The following is a 20350-nucleotide window of genomic DNA, read 5'->3' on the forward strand; positions in this document are numbered from 1 at the left end:
CGCTGTAGAAGCTCATTAGCTTCTATCATAACTAGTTCTGCAATGAACGACTCCGTTCCGACACGTCATGTAACAACGACTTCTACTTTACTTTTTATCGAACAATTCCTGAACAGCTTTTTTAATACCGCCAGTATTGATCCCCAACTGCTCGCGAAGTTCAACCTGAGTACCGTGCTCAATCCATTCGTCAGGAATCCCCAGACGCTTGATTTTACAGTTACCCAACGCATCACTGTCTGACAAAAATTCGAGCACTGCAGAGGAGAAACCGCCCTGAAGAACGTTTTCTTCCAACAGCAACAATGAATCATGAGTCTTCGCAAGCTCAAGCAACTGTTCTTCCGGCAACGGCTTTACACAACGCGCATTAAATACGGTTGCCTGCTTTCCGGTTTCCGCCGCAAGTTCTTTCACTGCTTCAATGGCAGGATATGTACGGGATCCGACGGCAATAACAGCGACGCCTTCGCCCTGAACCATTACTTCACCGGTACCAAGAACAAACGGTTCCGGCTTAGCTTTCAACGGAACACCGTATCCGGCACCACGCGGGTAACGGATAGCAACAGGGCCGTCATGCGTAAGCGCAGTCGCCATGCAATCTGCTAATTCAGCCTCACTTGAAGGAACAAGCACGGTCATATTTGGAATATGGCGCATGAAGCTCAAGTCAAATACACCATGATGCGTAGGTCCATCTTCACCCACAAGACCACCACGATCCAGACAGAATGTTACTGGCAGATTCTGCAAACAGACATCATGTACAATCTGATCATATGCTCGCTGCATAAATGTAGAATAAATCGCCACAAACGGACGGTAACCTTGTGTTGCAAGCCCTGCTGCAAATGTTACAGCATGCTGTTCACAGATGCCTACATCAATGAAGCGATCAGGAAATTTCTTTTCAAAACAAGCTGTTCCAGTACCTTCAGGCATTGCCGCAGTAATCGCCATAATGCGCTCATCCTGCGTTGCTAACTGGCACAAGGTGTCGCCAAACACATCTGTGTATGTCGGCACAGAGTTGACCTTAGCGACTTTTTTCGCCTGACCGGTTTCCGGTTCAAACTGCCCTACACCGTGGAAGAATGTCGGGTTGGATTCAGCAGGAGCATAGCCCTTGCCCTTTTTGGTAAGAACATGCAGCAACACAGGTTCATCCAAATCCTGATACAGTCTGAATGCGCGTTGCAGCGCTTTAATATCGTGTCCGTCAATCGGTCCCATGTAGTTAAATTCGAACGCTTCAAACAGCATTCCGGGCGTAAAGAAGCTCTTTAAACTCAGTTCACTTTTGCGAGCGTAGTTAAGCATTTCTTCGCCAATGGCAGGAACCGCATTGAGGATTGTCTCAACATCTTTCTTGAATCGACGCACCCAGCGAGAAGACAAGTTGCGAGACATAAAGTGGGACATTGCCCCGACGTTTTTGGAAATGGACATCTCATTATCGTTGAGGATAACAAGCATTTTTTTATCTGTATGCCCCGCCAGATTAAGCCCTTCAAAGGCAAGACCAGCGGTCATGGATCCATCTCCGATAATGGAGATTACTTCATTCTTTTTACCGGAAAGATCGCGCGCAACAGCCATACCTAATGCAGCGGAGATAGAAGTAGAAGAGTGCCCTACGCCAAAATGATCGTACTCACTTTCTGCAATCTTAGGAAAACCACTTACACCGTCTTTTTTTCTCAGTGTATGAAAATTATCCTTACGTCCAGTCAACAGCTTCCATGCATACGCTTGATGGCCGACGTCCCATACCAGTTTATCATGATCAAAATCAAAAACTGACATCAATGCAAGGGTCAATTCAACCACTCCAAGAGAAGGGGCAAGGTGACCACCAGTCTGGGAAACTGTGGAAATTATCTCTTCGCGCAACTCCTCGGCAAGCTGCTCAAGCTGAGCTTGATCAAGCTTACGTACATCGGACGGCAAATTGATGCTGTCCATTAGGCGAGGAGAAGATTGGCTCTTATCTGGCATTATAAATCCGGGTGCTATTAGTTAGGAATGAAGCGTCAAACCATGCTGACAAAGGTAGTGTACTCTTTATGTAACTCTGTCAACAATGTACTGGGCAAGCCTACGCAAAAACTGTGCTTCTGCCCCGTCATACACTGCGATCTGCGCTACCGCATCATCTGTCAGTGCCTGAGCAAGCTCACGGCTTTTATCAATACCAAGCATACTTGGGTATGTATTTTTACCCTGCTCAATATCGCTGCCCACCGGCTTTCCAAGTTCTTCTTCAGTTCCGGTTTCGTCTAAAATATCATCTACAATCTGAAACGCTGCACCGATATTTGCGCCGTAAGTACGAATGCGATCCAGATCTTCTGTGCTGGCACCACCCAAAATCGCCCCGCTCTCACAAGAGCATCGGATCAAGGCGCCAGTTTTCATTGCGTGCATTGTCTGCAATTCTTCAAGCGAAACATCATCACGGCCAGTAAAATCCATATCAAGCTGTTGTCCACCGACCATACCGCCGGAACCAGCCGCAGCGGCTATGGTGTTAAGCGCAGATAAAACGGATGCAGCTGGAATATTCTTCGCAGTTTCTGTCATCAGAACAAAAGCTTCTGTTAACAGCCCGTCGCCAGCAAGAATCGCTGTAGCTTCGTCAAAAGCTTTATGGTTGGACGGCTTACCACGGCGCAAATCATCATCGTCCATTGCTGGCAGATCATCGTGTACAAGCGAATAAGAATGAATGCACTCAATGGCTGAAGCAAACGGCATAACCTGTTCTTTCTTTGCACCGAACATAGCTGCGACAGCAATACACAGCACTGGACGCAACCGCTTGCCACCAGCAAGCAAACTGTACTCCATTGAATCGAGTAATCGCTGTGGGATGTTTCTATTGTGCAGACAGGTCGAAAGGTAGTTTTCAACAGAAGCAGCCTCAGTCTTCAGCACGGATTTAAACTCCTGCACACTCATCATCGTCATTATCTCTTCCACCTAGTCTGCTATGGTTGCAACGGTTGTTTCTTCTTCAAACGGAGCTTCGCCTTCTTCTGTGAAAAGGCGTATTTCATTACGCGCATTTTCAAGCTGCGTACGACATTCTTTAGAAAGCGTCATGCCTTCCTTATACAATGCTACGCTTTTCTCCAAAGCAAGTTCACCATTTTCTAAAGAATCAACAATGGCCTGAAGCCGCTTTAACTGCGTTTCAAAATTTTTCTTTTTTGCTGCCATGAGTTACTCTCTTATTTCTTTTCTGAGAAAAGCGGAAGCGGGTCAACAGCCACACCTGAAACATTCAATCCAAAATGCAGATGCGGTCCGGTTACACGGCCGGTTGATCCAACCTTGCCGATGACCTGCCCCTTTTTAACAGTTTCACCTTCACGCACAAGTAGTTTTGACATGTGAAAGTACATGCTCACAACACCTTGCCCGTGATCGATATAGATAGATTGGCCGGAGAAAAAATGTGGGGTTGCAATGCGCACAACGCCGCTTGCACATGCCTTAATCGGTGTTCCCTTTTTTCCGCGAAGATCAATACCACTATGCGGCTGACGCGGTTTGCCATTAAAAAAGCGCTGCACACCAAATTCACTGCTTATACCACCGGGAATAGGACGAAGAAAATCTGTATCCCACATACGCTCAGCAGCAAGGGATTCCATCATACTTCGAACAGTTGCCCGTTCAGCGTAATGTCTATCCAGACTCTTCTTGCTTAACTCAACATATTTTTTGTCTACTTTAAGATGCTGCTCGCGATATTTTTTGTGTTCGACCGGAATAGTACGGGAGACAGTATTGATCCCCGCAGGCGTTTCTTCTGTAGCAGAAATTTGCAATGTTTTCTGCACAAAATCACGAGGGAGCGATACCAAGGCAACGCCCTTATATTCGCTGTCAGCTTTTACGACGGAGATAGAAATATTGTTATCGCCCCATGTTAACGTAACAGGGACTTGGGCATCAGCATGCACTGTGACAAGAAATGCCCTGCCGTTCATAGCACTTTCTGGTAAATCAATGCGGAGTGCCCCCAATGCCGGAACAGCACTGAGCAGAACAAAACAGATTAATAAAACAACACGACGAATCATCCTTCACTCCCATTTTTTTCCATTGAGTTAACCTGTACGCCCACAGAACCATCTGCAACCATCACGTTCAGGTGCTCACCCTTTGCAACGTCATCGACGCTGCGAACAAATTTACCATCAGCCTTTTGTACCAGACTGTATCCTCGTTCCAACGGCTTACGCGGATCAAGGCTTTCCAACATAATAGCTGCACGATCAAGTGAACGTTCCGCAGTTGTAAGCATTCCGTCACCTGCCCATTGCAGTCGGCTTTCCAAGCTATGCACTTTCTGCAATTGGTAGCTTATTGCATCTTCACCAAAAGACCGCTTAATTCGCTCTTCACTGTATGTTACAACACGCTCAGTATGTTCAAGTTTCAGCGTCATAGCCCTATCGAGACGATCTGTCAGTCCGACAAACTGCTCATCCAGACGCCCTAAACGCTGTACTGGTGACAGCCAGCCGAGCCCACGTTCAAGAGTACTCAAGCTATGCTCTTTTGTACCCAGTTGATGCTCCATCTTACGAGCCAGCCTAATCTCAAGTTCATCAAGAGATTGAATCAGCATGGAACGTTCAGGCCACAGCAACTGAGCGGCATGGCTTGGTGTGGCAGCGCGGACATCCGCAGTCATATCTGCGATAGTAGTATCGACTTCATGCCCCACACCAGCAATAACTGGAATTTTGGAACCAAAAATTTTTTCAGCAAGCGTTTCATCATTAAACGCCCACAAATCTTCAATAGAACCACCACCACGAATGAGCACGATAACATCTGCCCATCCCTCTGCGTTGATCTTATCCATCTGTTTTACAAGCTGCCCTGCAGCAAGATCGCCCTGCACCAAAGCCGGATAGATACGAATCTGGGTACCCCAGCCACGGGCACCGGATATACGCAAAAAGTCCTGTATCGCCGCACCGGACGGAGCTGTAATAACAGCTACTTTCTCAGGGTGATACGGCAATGAACGCTTTCGCATGGATTCAAAGAATCCTTTCGCACTCAACTTTTTCTTCAGCTCTTCAAATTCCATAAAGAGCTTGCCGAGTCCCACATCCTGCGCCAGCTCAACAACCAGTTGATAGCTACCACGCGGCGGGTACACGTTCAGTCTGCCAGCGCACATAATCTCGGTACCATTTTGCATAGTACGGGCAAGACTAGGACGCGGGCCATCTTCAAAGACTTCACCAGTAAGGGGATCGAACCGCTCATCGCCGCGTTGGTTCCCCTTAAACCAGACGCAGTTCAATACCGCGTCCGTATCTTTGAGAGAAAAATACATATGGCCGGAAGCTGGGCGCGAAAGGTTTGACACCTGACCGCGTACCCACACAAACGGAAATGCACCCTCAAGAGTCTTCTTAAGGGCGTCTGTTAATTCTCGGACTGTAAAAATCTGGCTCATACTATATTGCCTCCGGCGGGTCTCCGACGGGCAGGCTCCGCCTTGCATCCGCAAAGGGACACTGTCCCCTTGACCCCAATTAGGCGAGGCTTTTTAGACATTCATACAATAGAAATACGTTAAACACTCAAGAGGCTGTACTACCACAAACTAACTCTAACATAACCGCAGTCAAGAGGGCGCCCCTCTTGCGGGTGCAGGGCAGCGCCCTTGCCCCTCGGAGAGTTGTCGGGGACTGCTGCTAAAAAAACGCTCCTGCTGCGCATAGGCGCAACAGGAGCATTATTATTTACTCAGGTAACAGCTAGCAGGTACTGGTTCTGCTTACTGCGCAAGTAAGCCAGAGAGTAGATGCATAGACGGGAACGACGAACTAAGCGATGTTCCACCCTGCGTATACTTTCTCTTTCCATTCTTTGAAAGCTTCTGCGAAGCCTTCAACAGGAAGTTCAGCTTTTTCACCAGTGCGACGATCTTTAGCTTCAAGAATGCCATTTTTAAGACCACGGCCACCAACTACAATCTGCATTGGAATACCGATGAGGTCAGCATCTTTAAACTTAACGCCCGGGCGCTCTTTACGGTCATCAACGAGAACGTCGAGACCCTGCTCTTTCAGGAAGGTGTAGATTTCATCTACTTTGTCGTTAACTTCGTCACTCTTAATGTCGAGGTTTACAACAAGTGCTTCGAAAGGAGCAAGCGGAGGCGGGAAGCAGATACCGTTTTCGTCATGGTTCTGCTCAATACAGGAAGCAACAACACGGGAAACACCGATGCCGTAACAGCCCATGAGCATAACTTTATCTTTGCCGTTCTCATCAAGGAAAGTACAGCCAAGAGATTCAGAGTATTTGGTACCAAGCTTAAATACGTGACCAACTTCGATGCCTTTAGTAAGGGCAATTTCTTTGCCGCACTTAGGACATACGTCGTTTTCGGTAATAACACGAAGGTCTGCGTAACCTGTAAGCTCAACATCACGCTTCAGACAAACATGTTTGATGTGTGCATCCGCTTTGTTTGCACCAACAACCCAATCAGTAGCTAAGCGTAATTCGTTATCTGCGTAGATACGTTTTACGTTCAATTTCACAGGACCTGCGAAACCAACCGGAGCATCGGTCCACTCACGAACCTGCTCTGAGGTTGCCATCTCAAGAGTATCTGCCTGAATCAGGTTTTTGAGTTTAACATCGTTAAGCTCTCTGTCGCCACGAACAAGCGCAACAACAGGTTCACCGTCTGCATCAAAAAGAAGAGTTTTGATGAATGCAGTTGCAGGTACATTGAGGAAGTTTGAAACTTCTTCAATCGTATGTGCGTTCGGGGTAGAAATCTCTTCCATAGGAGTCTCGAGTGCTTCGCACTCTTCGCCAGAGCACAGAATTTCTGCACGTTCTACGTTTGCTGCATAAGAACAAGAGTCACATACTACAATAGTATCTTCGCCTGTTTCTGCAAGAACCATAAATTCGTGAGAGAAACTGCCGCCGATGGAGCCGCTATCTGCTTCAACCGGACGGTACTGAAGTCCCATACGAGTGAAAATAGCGTTGTACGCTGCGTACATGGCGTCGTAACTTTCATCCAGACCGTCCTGGTCTTTATCGAAAGAATAAGCATCTTTCATGATGAATTCACGGCCACGCATAAGACCGAAACGAGGACGAACCTCATCGCGGAATTTAGTCTGAATCTGATACAGATTCATAGGCAGCTGACGGTATGAACGTACTTCGCCACGCACGATATCAGTAATAACTTCTTCGTGTGTTGGTCCAAGACAGTATTCACGGTTGTGACGGTCTCTCAGACGAAGTAATTCTTTGCCATAAAAGTCCCAGCGTCCAGATTCCTGCCACAAATCGGCAGGCTGCACCATTGGCATACTCACTTCGTTACCGCCAGCTTTGTCCATTTCTTCACGGACAATAGCAGCAGCCTTAGTGATGGAACGTAAACCAAGCGGCATGTATGTATAGATACCGGATGTAAGTTTACGGATCATACCCGCACGGGTAAGCAGCTTATGGCTGACAACTTCAGCGTCAGCAGGTGCTTCCTTAAGCGTAGGAATGTAGAAACGACTCCAGCGCATAGCTATCCTTTATTTCGTTCTATAAGAAAATTATCTAATTCTTCCATAAAGGCGTTAAGCAAATTTGCTCCGCCTTTTACCGTTCTAATAACTTTTCCTTTACGGAAAATAATGCCTTTATCTCTGCCACCGGCAATACCGATATCAGCCTCGCGAGCTTCGCCCGGCCCGTTAACAACGCAGCCCATAACGGCAACTTTGATCGGGTCGACAACGCCCTCAAGACGTTTTTCAACGACTTCAACAAGATTAATAAGACCGATTTCGGTTCTACCGCATGTTGGGCAAGAAATAATCTCCGGTCCACGATTGCGTAAACCGAGAGCGCGCAAAAGTTCCCAAGCGACAGTCATCTCCTGAACAGGATCGTCCGTCAGGGAAACGCGCAAAGTATCACCAATGCCCTGCCAGAGCAATACACCAAGACCTACTGAAGATTTTATTGCGCCACGTAACAAAGTGCCAGCTTCTGTTACGCCGATGTGCAAAGGATAATCGCATCTGCCCGCGAGTAACCTGTAGGAATCAATTGTGTGCAGTACTGAGGAAGACTTCAAAGAAATCTTAGTGTTATAAAACTCACGCTTTTCAAGCATGGCAACATGGTGCATAGCACTTTCTACCATTGCTTCAGGAGTTGGACCACCAAATTTGTCCAATAATGCTTTTTCTACAGAGCCGCTGTTGACTCCAACTCTGATAGCAGCATTATGTGCTTTGGCAGCATCTACCACTTTATCCACGTTTGACGCACCGCCAATGTTACCCGGGTTAATGCGCAACGCATCAACACCAGCTTCCAAAGACTTGATTGCCAGCCTGTGGTCAAAGTGAATGTCAGCAATAAGAGGAACAGAAACCTGCTCCTTAATTCGGGAAATTGCCCATGCAGCCTGCTCATCAAGAACTGCAACACGTACGAGTTCGCACCCGCCTTCCACAAGTTCTTCGATCTGAGCAACGGTTGACTCTACGTCGCGAGTATCTGTGTTAGTCATGCTCTGCACAACAACGGGATGCTCACTACCGATTTTAAGTGACCCTACGGTCACTTCCCGAGTCTTTCTTCTTTCTAAGGACATAGCTTCCTTTTACTCCTTCCTATGCAGAGCTGTTCAAAAACAAACACGTTATTATGCTTACGAGTATTTCTATCTGCGCTTTCAGGGTCGTTTTATCTTTTAATCTCATGCCTTCGGTAGCTACAATCCGCGTCATCTTTTGAAAAATAAATGTGACGTAACAATACGTCAGCAAATCACTTTTCCTCCGCCTTGCACTATACAACAAGCTTTCGAAAACAGTTGATTGTACTCAAAAAAACAACCCAATGACAGAAATACAAAAGCTTACAAAAAAAACAACTGTTCTATTTTACATGCTCTGCTTTACTATCGTAATTTCCCAAGGAATGTTTCAAAAACAATTCATCTTCATTACTGCATTTCATATGGCAAGCCAAGCGTAATGGCATGATGATTTTGTATTGACAAAACAAGACTGAATACTATTATCATCATAATTCTTCTGTAGATTAATACACAATAAGGGAGATATGTTATTTCCACACGTCTTCAGTCTTACCCTTGAAGACTTGTAGAGTTCACACGCAAGTTACTAAAGCCGTACTCACGGCTACCACGTAGAGCATGAACCGGCACAAAGACATCAACCACAGGAGGGTAACACAAATTTTAGTCATCAATACTAGAGTTATAGGTTCCACCTCCACATTGCCTTGTACCTGAATAATACGTTACAATACGCTAATCATTTGAGCCAACAATCTTTTTAATTCCCTACACCTGAAAGTGAGCCAATATGCAGTTATATAAAAAAGGATTAGTCCTTCTGTTTCTTGCACTTTTGTTTCCCATTCCGTTCACAGGTACAGCATTGGCAAAAAAGCCTGTTGTGTTTGTCAGCATCCTTCCACAAAAATATTTCGTTGAACAAATCACAGGTGACACTGTTGATGTAGAAGTAATGGTCAAGCCCGGTGCAAGCCCAGCGACATACGAGCCTCGACCTCGTCAGATGGCTATGCTCGCCAAGGCCGATGTGTACCTTGCCATTGGTGTGCCGTTTGAACGCACATGGCTTCCACGTATTAAGGCGACAAACCCCAACCTTACTATTGTTCATCTAGACAAAAAACTACGCAAGCTTCCCATGGCCGCAAATCCAATGGAGATTGATGCCAGTCCACGCGGAGCGATTCTGCACGACTATCGAGAAACGGAGGCTGAACGCGAAGTACATGGCACCAAAGACAAGCATGAGCAGCACGCTACCCAAGATGAACATCATGCGACCAAAGACGAGCATGAACATCATGCTACCGAAGACGAGCACGAGCATCACGCTGACGAGACCGGACACGAAGATCACGACCATGCCGGACATGAAAAACATGATCATTCCAACATGCTCGATCCGCACGTATGGCTTTCTCCACGCTGGGTAAAAACAATGGCAAAGCCAATACGCTTATCCATAAGCAAAATTGCACCGGAACACGCCAAGCAATACCGCATTAATACACGAGCATTCACTAAGAGACTTGATGAGCTGGATGAAGAGATTCATACAATCTTTAAACCGATTCCGGCCGAAAAGCGTGTGTTCATGACCTTCCACCCGTCATGGGGCTATTACGCCATGACCTACAATCTTATTCAGATTCCAATTGAGTTTGAAGGTAAAGCGCCGTCACCAAAAACTCTTGAACAAATTATATCCATTGCGAAAAAACGAAATCTGAAAACTATTTTTATACAGCCTCAATTTTCACAATCAAGCGCAAAAACAATTGCAAATTCAATTGACGGTACAGTAATCGTGGTCAACCCGCTTGCTGAAAACTGGGAAGAAAACTTACGCGATGTTTCTAAAAAACTCGCAGCATCTTTTATCCTCTTTGAGTAGTCATGAACCAACCTGTTATCGACATATCTGGCATAACCTATAGCTACCCTGATACTTCACGCTTCACAGTGCTGGACAACCTGAACTTCACGGTAACGCAAGGTGCTTACATAGCTATTTTGGGCCCTAACGGCGGCGGAAAAACAACGCTGCTCAAGTGCATTCTCGGGCTGCTGACTCCGCAATCCGGCAGTATCAAGGTGTTTGGAAGAAAACCATCGGAAAGCGTACGATATATTGGGTACGTTCCACAGTACGCCACAACAAAAGACTTGTTTCCGGCTACGCTTCTTGATGTTGTAATGATGGGCTCCATTACCAGCCCGCTTCTTTTCCCGTTTTCACGAAACCAACGCCAAAAAAATGAAGCAAAGGCTGTTGATGCATTGCACAAAGTAGGTCTTGCCGGAAAAGAAAAAGAGAAGCTTTGCAATCTTTCCGGTGGACAGCGACAACGCGTAATCGTCGCTCGGGCGCTTATGTCTGACCCGAAACTTCTGCTTTTGGATGAACCAACCGCGAACTTTGATCCAAGCGGTAAATTCTGCTTTTATGAATTCCTCGCAGAACTTCCGGACGACATTACGACCATAGTTGTAAGTCACGACATTTCCATTGCAGCATCACCCTTTACCGGAATCGCCGTTGTAAACCACAATCTATCGTATCACGAAGGGAATGACCTTACTCCTGAGTTCCTTGCTCATCTGTATGGAACACATGACAGCACATGTCCAATGGGTGCCTTTATGCACAATGTGCCGCAAATGCTCTCTTTCAAGCCCTTCTCTGAAACTACCAGCTCATCGGATTCTGAGGAATAAGTGTAATGGACGTACTCACACTCCCCTTCATGCAAAACGCTATTGCAGCGTCTTTATTGGCATCCATTGCTTGCGGTATCGTCGGCACGCTTGTTGTCCTTAACCGTCTTGTGTTTCTCGCTGGTGGTGTTGCCCATGCAGCCTATGGTGGTGTCGGCTTAGCCTTCTTCTTCGGACTTCCTGTACTACCATGTACCTTGGGTTTCACCCTTGGTTCTTCCGTTGTTATGTCCACCATTGCCAGAAAGTACAAAGAGAAGGCAGACACCGTAATCGGCGTTCTCTGGGCTGCAGGAATGGCATTCGGCATAATCCTTATTGATCTCACGCCGGGGTACAACGTTGACCTTATGAGCTTTCTTTTCGGCTCTATCCTCACCGTATCTTCGTTTGATCTCTGGCTCATGTTCGGACTGGATATTTTTATTCTAGCCGCAACCATTATTGCATACCCCGGTCTACTCAGCATTTCGTTTGATGCGGAATATGCGGAATCCCGAGGCTTGCCTGCATCGCTTTTACACACCTTACTCGTGTGCATGGCGGCATTATCAATCGTTATGATCATTCGAGTCGTTGGGCTTATCCTCGTCATTGCATTGCTTACTATTCCACCTTTTATTGCTGAGCGAAAAGCACGCAACCTTGCGACAATGATGGGCGCTGCCGTTTTTTGGAGCATGCTTTTCTGCCTCTTAGGACTATCCTTCGCATTCTGGTTCAACCTAACTTCAGGTGCCAGCATTATTGCAGTAGCATCCATTACGTTCTTTCTCGTGGTAGGTTTTGAACAACTCCGCAAATAACTACTCGCCCTAAATATTGTCAGACTCCCTAATCAATTTGGAACTATTCTCGATAAGCTACTTTCAGAAAAACAAAAAAAGCCCCTGCACAACACAGTGCAGGGGCTTGTCTACTATCAAATTATTAGAAACTGGTTCCAACGCTTGGGATAACCCCACGCTTTTCATTGCTGCCGACCGTAAGCAAACGCATTTCAGCATTCAGCGGTAAAGTCTGCGTAGCCATTGCAAGCACCTCGTTTGTAGGAGCGTGGATGAAGCGCATGTTGAATCGTACACGGTTCATTGTCTGTGTATACGTTCCGGCAACAATAATGGTTGCACGTACGTTTTCATTAGCAAGAACATGCGTACGACGACTCAGTACAAATTCGCCACCGCGTGGCTCAAAAAGAACGGAACGTCCTTTACGGATCTCCTGTACTTTGTAGCCAGATGTAACGAGCCAGCGGGAGACTTCTTCACTCATCTGCCGAGCAAGGGAGCTGGTTTCTTCCAGATCTCCAAGTGCAACAGGAGTTGTTACGATAACACCATACCCCTCAACGTCACCTTCATCTAAATCCAGTTTCTGACGAAGTTGAGCATCAAGCTGCGCTGCAAGAGTGTTTGCAACAACAGGAATGTTTTTCCGCACAACCGGAGCGCATTTTTCAGCCTCTTTTTGTTTTGCGGCAATAAAATCTTCATATGTTCCGGCAGAAGCAGCAAACGGGAGCAGCAAGCACACAAACATAACCAGTGTGGTAAGAATACAACGAATCATTTTCCCCTCCTCTACCGAAGTGTTTCGAGTAGGCGGTTTACAGCTGTAATTTCAGAAACGAGCTGCTCGCGCATATTTTCATGTTCTGCAGAAGCAAGCCCGAGCAGGAAGTGCTCTTTTGCCAACTCATACCGTTGTTGGGAGATATACTGTCTGCCAATATATAAATTTTGCATTGAGTTACTGCTATAGGGAGACGCTACGACCTGATATGCAGCAGGACGCTGTACAGCAGTCGACTTCTTACATTCCAGAGCGCTACACCCGGAAAGAGCAACCATTACTAAAAGTACCAATACGCGTTTCATGTCAGCTCCTAGTGCAGGTCTTCGCCAAGGTCGATGGCTGTCAGATCATTTGCTCTGGTCATGGTTTCAAAATCGCGCATTGAAACAAAGCCTGAGCTTAACTTAGGTCCGGTGTCTGCCAACATTCGACGGATAACATCTGTCTGCCGAAACACAAGCTGCGCGGTACGCAGTACTGCGTTATCTGCCACACGCACTATGCGCGCATTCACAAAGACATTTCCCTTTACTTGATAATAGGTACCGACAACTGCCAAAGATCGTCTATTCTTTACATAAGTACGATGATTGCGGGTTAACATAAACTCGCCCTCGCCCTTACGCCCTTTAATCTCATTGCCGATTCGGTACTCTTTTACAGGCACATTACGCTGGTTGAATTCGTAAATAAGTGCTTCTGTAATGTAACGGCCGAAGGCTGAACTCTGTTCAAAATTATTCTGCTCAACAAATGTGACAGGAAGTATGCTCGCACTCTTGAATACTTCCCAATCAAGATTGCTTAACAACTGATTGGCGAGCTCACGAACTTTGAGTTTGACTTCACGCGCATTATCAACTGCCGGAACATCTGACTGCATACTGCCTTTACGCCACAACATGCCACCAGCTCCGTCCGGAAGCATTACGCCGTTATCATAATTGATAACTGTTGTGACAGAAGTAAGTGATGTGTCTTCCTGATAAATGGCATCCGCCGATTCTGGAACCATGCTTTCTACAGCACCATACATTTTCTTCTGTGGCTGTTGTTCTGCCCATACTTTCGGGACGCCAACCATAATAACCAAGAGCGCAATACCTACGCCGCGAAAAGCATTAGACATGCCAGTCCTCCATATCAGTTCGTACCAATTCAGGTGCGTTCATTATTTGCCGAGTTACATTCACTATCGGCGTTGGCATGGAAAACTTAAATAGAATATCATTCGGATGAACAGACAAAAAAAAGACCGCCCAAAGGACGGTCTTTTTTATTCTATATTTTTTGTGAGCACTTAATGCGTAACTTGTGCGGCATCAGGCTCACAAATCTTTAGAGAGTCAAGAAGCTCCCTAGTCTGACACTTTCCCTGGTAGATCTCCGCAGAGTCGACTGCAAGTGCGTATGGAAGCACTTCATCTACATTCTCAACAGGTACAATAGTCATACCTCTAAGAACGTCTGCTGGAATATCTTTAAGATCTTTTTCGTTATCTTTAGGGATAAGCACAGTGGTGATGAGTCCACGACGGGCAGCCAAAAGCTTTTCACGTAAACCGCCAATCGGCAGAACACGACCACGCAGAGTAATCTCACCAGTCATTGCGATATCGTTACGTACAGGAATACCAAGCAGTGCTGATACCATAGAGGTGCACAGGGTAATACCAGCGGAAGGTCCATCCTTAGGAGTTGCGCCTTCCGGTACGTGAACGTGAATGTCGATGGTTTTATGGAAGTCCGGCTTTAAGCCAAACAGACCAGAACGAGAGCGAATGTATGAAAGAGCTGCCTGTGCAGACTCAGTCATAACTTCACCAAGTTTACCAGTGGTGGAAACTTTGCCGGTACCCGGCATAATTGCAGTTTCTACCAACAGCAACTCGCCACCCATCTCTGTCCATGCAAGACCGGTTGTTACACCAATCTGCGCCTCATCTTCTCTTTCGCCATAACGGTATCGTTTAACACCGAGCATGCTGGAGAGACTCTGAGTTGTTACAGAAACAAGTTTGTCCATATCATCCGATTCTACAACACGCATTGCGGCCTTACGGCAGATAGATGCAATTTCGCGTTCAAGGCTACGTACACCTGCTTCGCGGGTGTAGTGACGGATAATATCCATAATCACGTTATCAGACATTCGCAGATTTTCACTCTTAATGCCGTGCTGATCAATTTGTTTTGGCAGCAAGAAATCACGAGCGATGCGTTTTTTCTCAGTTTCAAGATAACCCGGCAGCTGGATAATTTCCATTCTGTCCTGAAGTGGAAGCGGAATGGACTGCAAGCTGTTGGCTGTTGTGATGAAAAACACCTGAGACAGATCGTAGTCTAAATCAAGGTAGTGATCATTAAATGTACCGTTCTGTTCGGGATCAAGTACTTCAAGCAACGCCGCGGAAGGGTCACCTCTAAAGTCAGTACTCATTTTATCAATTTCATCAAGGCAGAAGAGCGGGTTGTTGAAATCCACTCGCTTGAGAGACTGAATAATTTTACCCGGCAACGCACCAACATAGGTACGTCTATGTCCGCGAACTTCCGCTTCATCACGTACGCCGCCAAGAGACAGACGAACAAAATCACGGTTTGTTGCACGTGCAATAGAACGAGCAAGTGATGTTTTACCAACACCCGGAGGGCCTACAAGACAAAGGATAGGACCCTTCAGCTTTGTTGCAAGCTTCTGCACTGCGAGGAATTCAAGAATACGTTCTTTCGGCTTTTCAAGACCAAAGTGGTCTTCATCCAAAATAGAGCGTGCTCCATCAATATCAATCGGAGTTTCTTTCAGCTTGTTCCAAGGCAGGTCTACAATCCAGTCAATGTAGTTGCGAACAACAGTGTATTCTGCGGAAGAAGCAGGCATAGCACGAAGCTTTTTCAGCTCACGCAAGCCTCGGTCACGAGCTTCATCAGGCATATCTTTGCTGTTAAGAATTGCCTCAAGTTCGTTCAGTTCTTCCTGCGGATCATCGTCGCGACCCATTTCTTTATTGATCGCTTTGATCTGCTCGTTAAGATAGTACTCTTTCTGGTTACGTTCCATCTGGTGTTTAACGCGGTTTTTAATGCGTTTTTCCATTGATGTAATCGCAATTTCGCCCTGAAGGAGTTCGTACACTTTCTCAAGTCGCTGAACAGGATCTGTAAGCTCAAGAACTTCCTGTTTCATTCGGTAATCAACTTTAAGGTGCGGCATAATGGCATCTGCCAATTTGCCAACAGAGCTTACCGCGTTGATGGCGAGCAGGGTTTCCTGAGCGAGTTTTTTATTAATTTTTGCGTACTCTTCCAAAGAGTCATGACAAGCACGAGCAAGCGCTTCCGCTTCCGTACCTTCAATATCATTTTCTTCTATAGGAGCTATGTTGGCGAGAACAAAAGTTACTTCTTCTTCGCCCTCTTCTTCTGCTTCGAGTTTTTCAACACCGGCAGAAGTCCAGCGTGCACGGTACAGACCTTCAAACAATACCTTGATGGTACCGTCAGGCAGTCTGAGCATCTGAAGCACTTTAGAAACAGTACCAATCTCGAAGAGATCGTCTGCTTCAGGAACTTCCATTTCCGGCTCACGTTGAGCAACAAGAAAAATCTCTTTACTGCTATCAGCAATAGCATGCTCGATAGCTTTGATGGAGGCCTCACGACCAACAAACAAAGGAATAATCGAACGCGGAAACATTACTACTTCCCGCAGGGACATCAGTGGGAGTTGAATGGTAGCAAGACGCTTTTCGTCGCTTGTTCCAATCTCAGTCATATATCCTCCTCGTTTCGTGCCGTGCACTCTTCCGCAAGGAAGACAAGAGGCACAACGAGATATTTAAGTCTCGGTGCCGAATTGTCAATTGCTTCAGCTGAATATACTCAAAATGCATCACACATTCATGTGATGCATTTTGATAACTATCTAATTAAGAAGCAGTCTTTGCCTCATTCTCATAAATGAGCATAGGCTCTTTTCCTTCTTCAACTACCGCTCTGTTTACTACGCACTCCTTAACGCCCTTAAGGGAGGGAAGGTGGTACATAATTTCAAGCATAATAGATTCCATTACGTTACGCAGTCCCCTAGCACCAGTCTTGCGCTCAATGGCCTGACGGGCAATCGCTTTAAGGGCGTTTGTGGTAATACGTAATGAAACTTTGTCGAATTCAAAAAGCTTCTGGTACTGACGTACAAGCGCGTTTTTAGGCTCAGAAAGAATACGTACAAGGTCGTCTTCGCCAAGCTCTTCAACACAAGTAATTACAGGAATACGCCCGATAAATTCAGGAATAAGACCAAACTTTACAAGGTCGTTAGGCTGTACTTGTGACAACAAGGAGGAGAGGGACATCTCTTCCTTAACCGTAATTTTTGCACCAAAGCCCATTGCTTTGCCGCTCATGCGTGTTTCAATGATCTTATCAAGACCAATGAACGCGCCGCCGACAATAAACAGGATATTAGAGGTATCCATACGGATAAACTCTTGCTGAGGATGCTTACGGCCACCTTTAGGTGGAATGTTAGCTACAGTACCTTCAATAATTTTAAGAAGTGCCTGCTGTACACCTTCACCGGACACGTCACGGGTGATGGAAGGGCCGTCACCTTTGCGGGAGATTTTATCAATCTCATCGATGTAGATAATACCTTTTGCAGCGGATTCGATGTCGTAATCAGCATTCTGCAAAAGCTGCACAAGAATGTTCTCTACGTCTTCACCAACATACCCTGCTTCTGTGAGGGTTGTTGCATCTGCAATAGCAAATGGAACGTTAAGAACGCGTGCAAGAGTTTTTGCCAGCAGGGTTTTACCGCTACCGGAAGGACCGGCAAGAAGAATGTTGCTTTTTTCAAGCTCAACATCACCAAGCTTGTGCTCAAAGAACACACGCTTGTAGTGGTTGTGTACAGCAACAGACAAAATCTTTTTGGCCTGATGCTGACCGATAACATACTCGTCGAGCTTACTTTTAATTTCCTCAGGAGTAAGAAGCTGATCACCATCTTCTGTGGCTTCAACACTTTCCTGCGCGATAATCTCGTTACAAAGAGCAATACACTCGTCACAAATGTAAACTTCTGGACCTGCAATAAGACGAGCAACCTGCTCCTGTCCTTTACCGCAGAAAGTACAATTGAGCTCTTCGTTTTGTTCGATAGAGTTTTTATCCATATGGTATTCCACTACTTCTCTGTTTTGAGAATGTCATTACGGGATACGAGGATTTCGTCGATAAGGCCAAAGTCCTTTGCTTGCTCCGCACCCATGAAGTAATCACGTTCTGTGTGTTCAACAACAGTTTCAATCGGTTTCCCTGAGTGATGTGCAAGAATACCGTTCAAGGAATCTTTTAACCGCAGAATTTCTTTGGCGTGGATTTCAATATCCGTAGCCTGCCCCTGAATTCCGCCAAGCGGCTGATGGATCATAATACGGCTGTGAGGCAAAGAGAAACGTTTACCTTCGGCACCGGCAGCCAGCAGTAACGCACCCATGCTTGCAGCTTGTCCCATGCATAATGTCGCAACAGGAGCAGAAATATACTGCATGGTATCATAAATTGCCATCCCTGCGGTAACTGATCCGCCAGGAGAGTTGATATACATGTAAATTTCTTTTTCAGGATTCTCTGATTCCAGGAACAAAAGCTGAGCACAAATTAATGAAGCGATCTGATCATCAATTGGAGTTCCGAGGAGAATAATCCGGTCTTTAAGCAAACGGGAGTAAATATCGTAGGCACGTTCAGACCGACCGGTGGTTTCAATAACAATAGGCACTGCCATAACGCACTCCTAACAGTGGTAAAAAAGTATATTTTGTAGGCTTGAAAAAAAAAGGGCAGCGAATGTACGCATCAAATATAACAGATGTGCACTACCCGTTCTTACAAACGGACTTATAGCAACCTAGCAGAAGTTGACCCAACTGCTCAAGAAGCAAAGAGACTCTATTTGTGATAACTTACAATATAAAGCAAAAAAACGGGGCTAGCATATATGCCGCCCCGTTTATATTGTCTAATCTGAAGAAAGTAAAAAAGAACTTAGTCTTCTTTTTCTTCTTCTTTCTTTGGCTCAACTTCAGTAACGTTAGCTTTTTCGTAGATTGCGTCCATTGCTTTATCAGCAAGGAGACGGTCACGAAGGCTAAAGAGAAGGTTGTTTTTGGAGTAGTAATCTTTAACTACGTGGAATTCCTGACCTGCACGCTGTGCAATCTGGTGAAGCTGCATATCAACTTCCTGGTCAGCTACTTCTACGCCTTCTTTTTTAGCTACTGCAATAAGGAAAACCTGAGTTTTTGCGATCTCTTCTGCCTCTGGACGAACTTCTGCCTGAAGCTCTTCCGGAGTCTTACCAAGAGATTCAACAGACTTGCCCTGACGCTCGAGACGTTCGATACGTTCCTGAATGAGGCTGTCTACGTGACCGTCAACCATAGTGGCTGGGATCGGGAAGTCGACAGTTTTCAGAAGGGAATCAAGCATGGTTTTCTGAGCCTGAGATTTGTTAAGCTGCAGGCGGCTGCTTTTGTAGGATTCTACAACAGCTTCACGCATTTTCTCAATGGAATCGAAACCGCCAGCTTTCTTAGCGAGTTCGTCGTTGAGTTCAGGGAGTTTTTTCTCCTGAATGCCGTGTACTGTCACTTTCATGGTCACAGTTTTACCTGCGAACTCAGGGTTGATGAAGTCTTCAGGGAAGGTAACGTCGCCTTCGCCAGCTTCACCAACAGTGATTGATTTTACGAGTGCTTCAAAATCTTCGAGAGCCTGCTTGTCACCAAGAGTCATCTGGAAGTTTTCAGCGGATACACCTTCAAGAGGCTCACCATTTTCGTAAGCAGCAAAGTCGATTACAGCAATCTCACCGTCTTTAGCAGCGCGGTTTTCCGCGATTACTACGTTTTCAGCCATGTTGCCACGGATGCGGTCGAGTACTTCGTCAACTTCTTTTTCGTCTACAACAACTTTTTCTTCTTCAACTTCGATGCCTTCGTAGTTTGGAAGGTCAAAAGCTGGCATAACTTCGAAGGAGATAGAGTAGGTGAACTCTTCGTCACGAACGAGTTCGCCGCCGTCAAAGTCGATACGAGAAACCGGGGAAAGTTCACCTTCGCCGATTACTTCGTTGATGTGAACGTTAACGAGGTCCTGAGTTGCTTCAGAATAAACTTCTTTCTTAAAGCGACCTTCGATTACGCTGGTAGGTACTTTACCTTTACGGAAACCTTTGAGGTCTACGTTGGTGCGGTACATTGCGATTGTTGCAGCAAGTGCAGCATTAACCTCGTCCACAGGAACAGTAATATTAATCTGCTTCTTAACCGGAGACAGATCTTCTACTTTATATTCCATGGCTCACGCTCCTTCTTGTCCAGTGGAAAATTAGAAAAATTCTCCGGCCATCAATAAAGT

The 20350-nt window shown here is 45.9% G+C and carries 17 protein-coding genes; 3 read left to right on the forward strand and 14 right to left on the reverse strand.

Going from position 1 to position 20350, the window contains the following annotated elements:
- Nucleotides 1–87: 87 nt before the first annotated feature.
- From dxs to ispG, 7 genes are all read right to left on the reverse strand, one after another.
- A complete protein-coding gene (gene dxs / locus ACZ5V1_RS08985; RefSeq protein ID WP_464391569.1) occupies nt 88–2001 on the reverse strand; it encodes a 1-deoxy-D-xylulose-5-phosphate synthase in 1914 nt (637 codons plus the stop codon).
- A gap of 66 nt (nt 2002–2067) precedes the next feature.
- Complete coding sequence (locus ACZ5V1_RS08990; protein ID WP_464391614.1) at nt 2068–2967, reverse strand: polyprenyl synthetase family protein; 900 nt, start codon at nt 2965–2967, stop codon at nt 2068–2070.
- Nucleotides 2968–2985: 18 nt separating this feature from the next.
- Complete coding sequence (gene xseB, locus ACZ5V1_RS08995; protein ID WP_464391570.1) at nt 2986–3225, reverse strand: exodeoxyribonuclease VII small subunit; 240 nt, start codon at nt 3223–3225, stop codon at nt 2986–2988.
- Between the two features lie 11 nt (nt 3226–3236).
- Entirely contained in the window at nt 3237–4094 is an 858-nt protein-coding gene (locus tag ACZ5V1_RS09000) for a M23 family metallopeptidase (protein WP_464391571.1), read from the reverse strand.
- Entirely contained in the window at nt 4091–5491 is a 1401-nt protein-coding gene (gene xseA / locus ACZ5V1_RS09005; protein WP_464391572.1) for an exodeoxyribonuclease VII large subunit, read from the reverse strand. The genes ACZ5V1_RS09000 and xseA overlap by 4 nt, the downstream gene beginning before the upstream one ends.
- Before the next feature lie 373 nt (nt 5492–5864).
- Nucleotides 5865–7592 (reverse strand): proline--tRNA ligase, encoded by a 1728-nt coding sequence (locus ACZ5V1_RS09010; protein WP_464391573.1) that lies wholly within the window; start codon nt 7590–7592, stop codon nt 5865–5867.
- 2 nt (nt 7593–7594) lie between these two features.
- Nucleotides 7595–8674 (reverse strand): flavodoxin-dependent (E)-4-hydroxy-3-methylbut-2-enyl-diphosphate synthase, encoded by a 1080-nt coding sequence (gene ispG, locus ACZ5V1_RS09015; protein ID WP_464391574.1) that lies wholly within the window; start codon nt 8672–8674, stop codon nt 7595–7597.
- 739 nt (nt 8675–9413) lie between these two features.
- On the opposite strand from ispG, the gene ACZ5V1_RS09020 reads away from it, so the two are divergent.
- Genes ACZ5V1_RS09020 through ACZ5V1_RS09030 form a run of 3 tightly spaced genes read left to right on the forward strand, consistent with a single transcriptional unit; the run spans nt 9414 to nt 12150 of the window.
- Nucleotides 9414–10520, forward strand: coding sequence for a metal ABC transporter solute-binding protein, Zn/Mn family (locus tag ACZ5V1_RS09020; protein ID WP_464391575.1), 1107 nt, complete (start codon nt 9414–9416; stop codon nt 10518–10520).
- A 2-nt stretch (nt 10521–10522) separates the two neighbouring features.
- Entirely contained in the window at nt 10523–11344 is an 822-nt protein-coding gene (locus ACZ5V1_RS09025; RefSeq protein WP_464391576.1) for a metal ABC transporter ATP-binding protein, read from the forward strand.
- Between the two features lie 5 nt (nt 11345–11349).
- A complete protein-coding gene (locus tag ACZ5V1_RS09030) occupies nt 11350–12150 on the forward strand; it encodes a metal ABC transporter permease (protein ID WP_464391577.1) in 801 nt (266 codons plus the stop codon).
- A gap of 124 nt (nt 12151–12274) precedes the next feature.
- Here ACZ5V1_RS09030 and ACZ5V1_RS09035 read toward each other — a convergent pair whose 3' ends face one another.
- The 7 genes from ACZ5V1_RS09035 to tig form a co-directional block, all read right to left on the reverse strand.
- Nucleotides 12275–12916: a FlgO family outer membrane protein gene (locus ACZ5V1_RS09035; protein WP_464391578.1), complete on the reverse strand. Its 642-nt coding sequence runs from the start codon at nt 12914–12916 to the stop codon at nt 12275–12277.
- Nucleotides 12917–12927: 11 nt separating this feature from the next.
- Nucleotides 12928–13224 carry a hypothetical protein gene (locus tag ACZ5V1_RS09040; protein ID WP_160716023.1) on the reverse strand — a complete coding sequence of 99 codons (297 nt, stop codon included), beginning with the start codon at nt 13222–13224 and terminating at the stop codon, nt 12928–12930.
- Nucleotides 13225–13232: 8 nt separating this feature from the next.
- The gene (locus tag ACZ5V1_RS09045) at nt 13233–14051 is read right to left on the reverse strand and encodes a FlgO family outer membrane protein (protein ID WP_464391579.1); all 819 of its coding nucleotides are present in this window, start codon (nt 14049–14051) and stop codon (nt 13233–13235) included.
- Nucleotides 14052–14222: 171 nt separating this feature from the next.
- Entirely contained in the window at nt 14223–16697 is a 2475-nt protein-coding gene (gene lon / locus ACZ5V1_RS09050) for an endopeptidase La (RefSeq protein WP_464391580.1), read from the reverse strand.
- A gap of 154 nt (nt 16698–16851) precedes the next feature.
- Nucleotides 16852–18102 carry an ATP-dependent Clp protease ATP-binding subunit ClpX gene (gene clpX, locus ACZ5V1_RS09055; protein WP_464391581.1) on the reverse strand — a complete coding sequence of 417 codons (1251 nt, stop codon included), beginning with the start codon at nt 18100–18102 and terminating at the stop codon, nt 16852–16854.
- Nucleotides 18103–18113: 11 nt separating this feature from the next.
- On the reverse strand, nt 18114–18716 hold the full coding sequence (clpP, locus tag ACZ5V1_RS09060; RefSeq protein ID WP_464386788.1) for an ATP-dependent Clp endopeptidase proteolytic subunit ClpP: 603 nt from the start codon (nt 18714–18716) through the stop codon (nt 18114–18116).
- Nucleotides 18717–18976: 260 nt separating this feature from the next.
- A complete protein-coding gene (gene tig / locus ACZ5V1_RS09065) occupies nt 18977–20290 on the reverse strand; it encodes a trigger factor (RefSeq protein WP_464391582.1) in 1314 nt (437 codons plus the stop codon).
- Nucleotides 20291–20350: the final 60 nt, after the last annotated feature.

This window comes from Halodesulfovibrio oceani subsp. galateae (assembly GCF_055397225.1).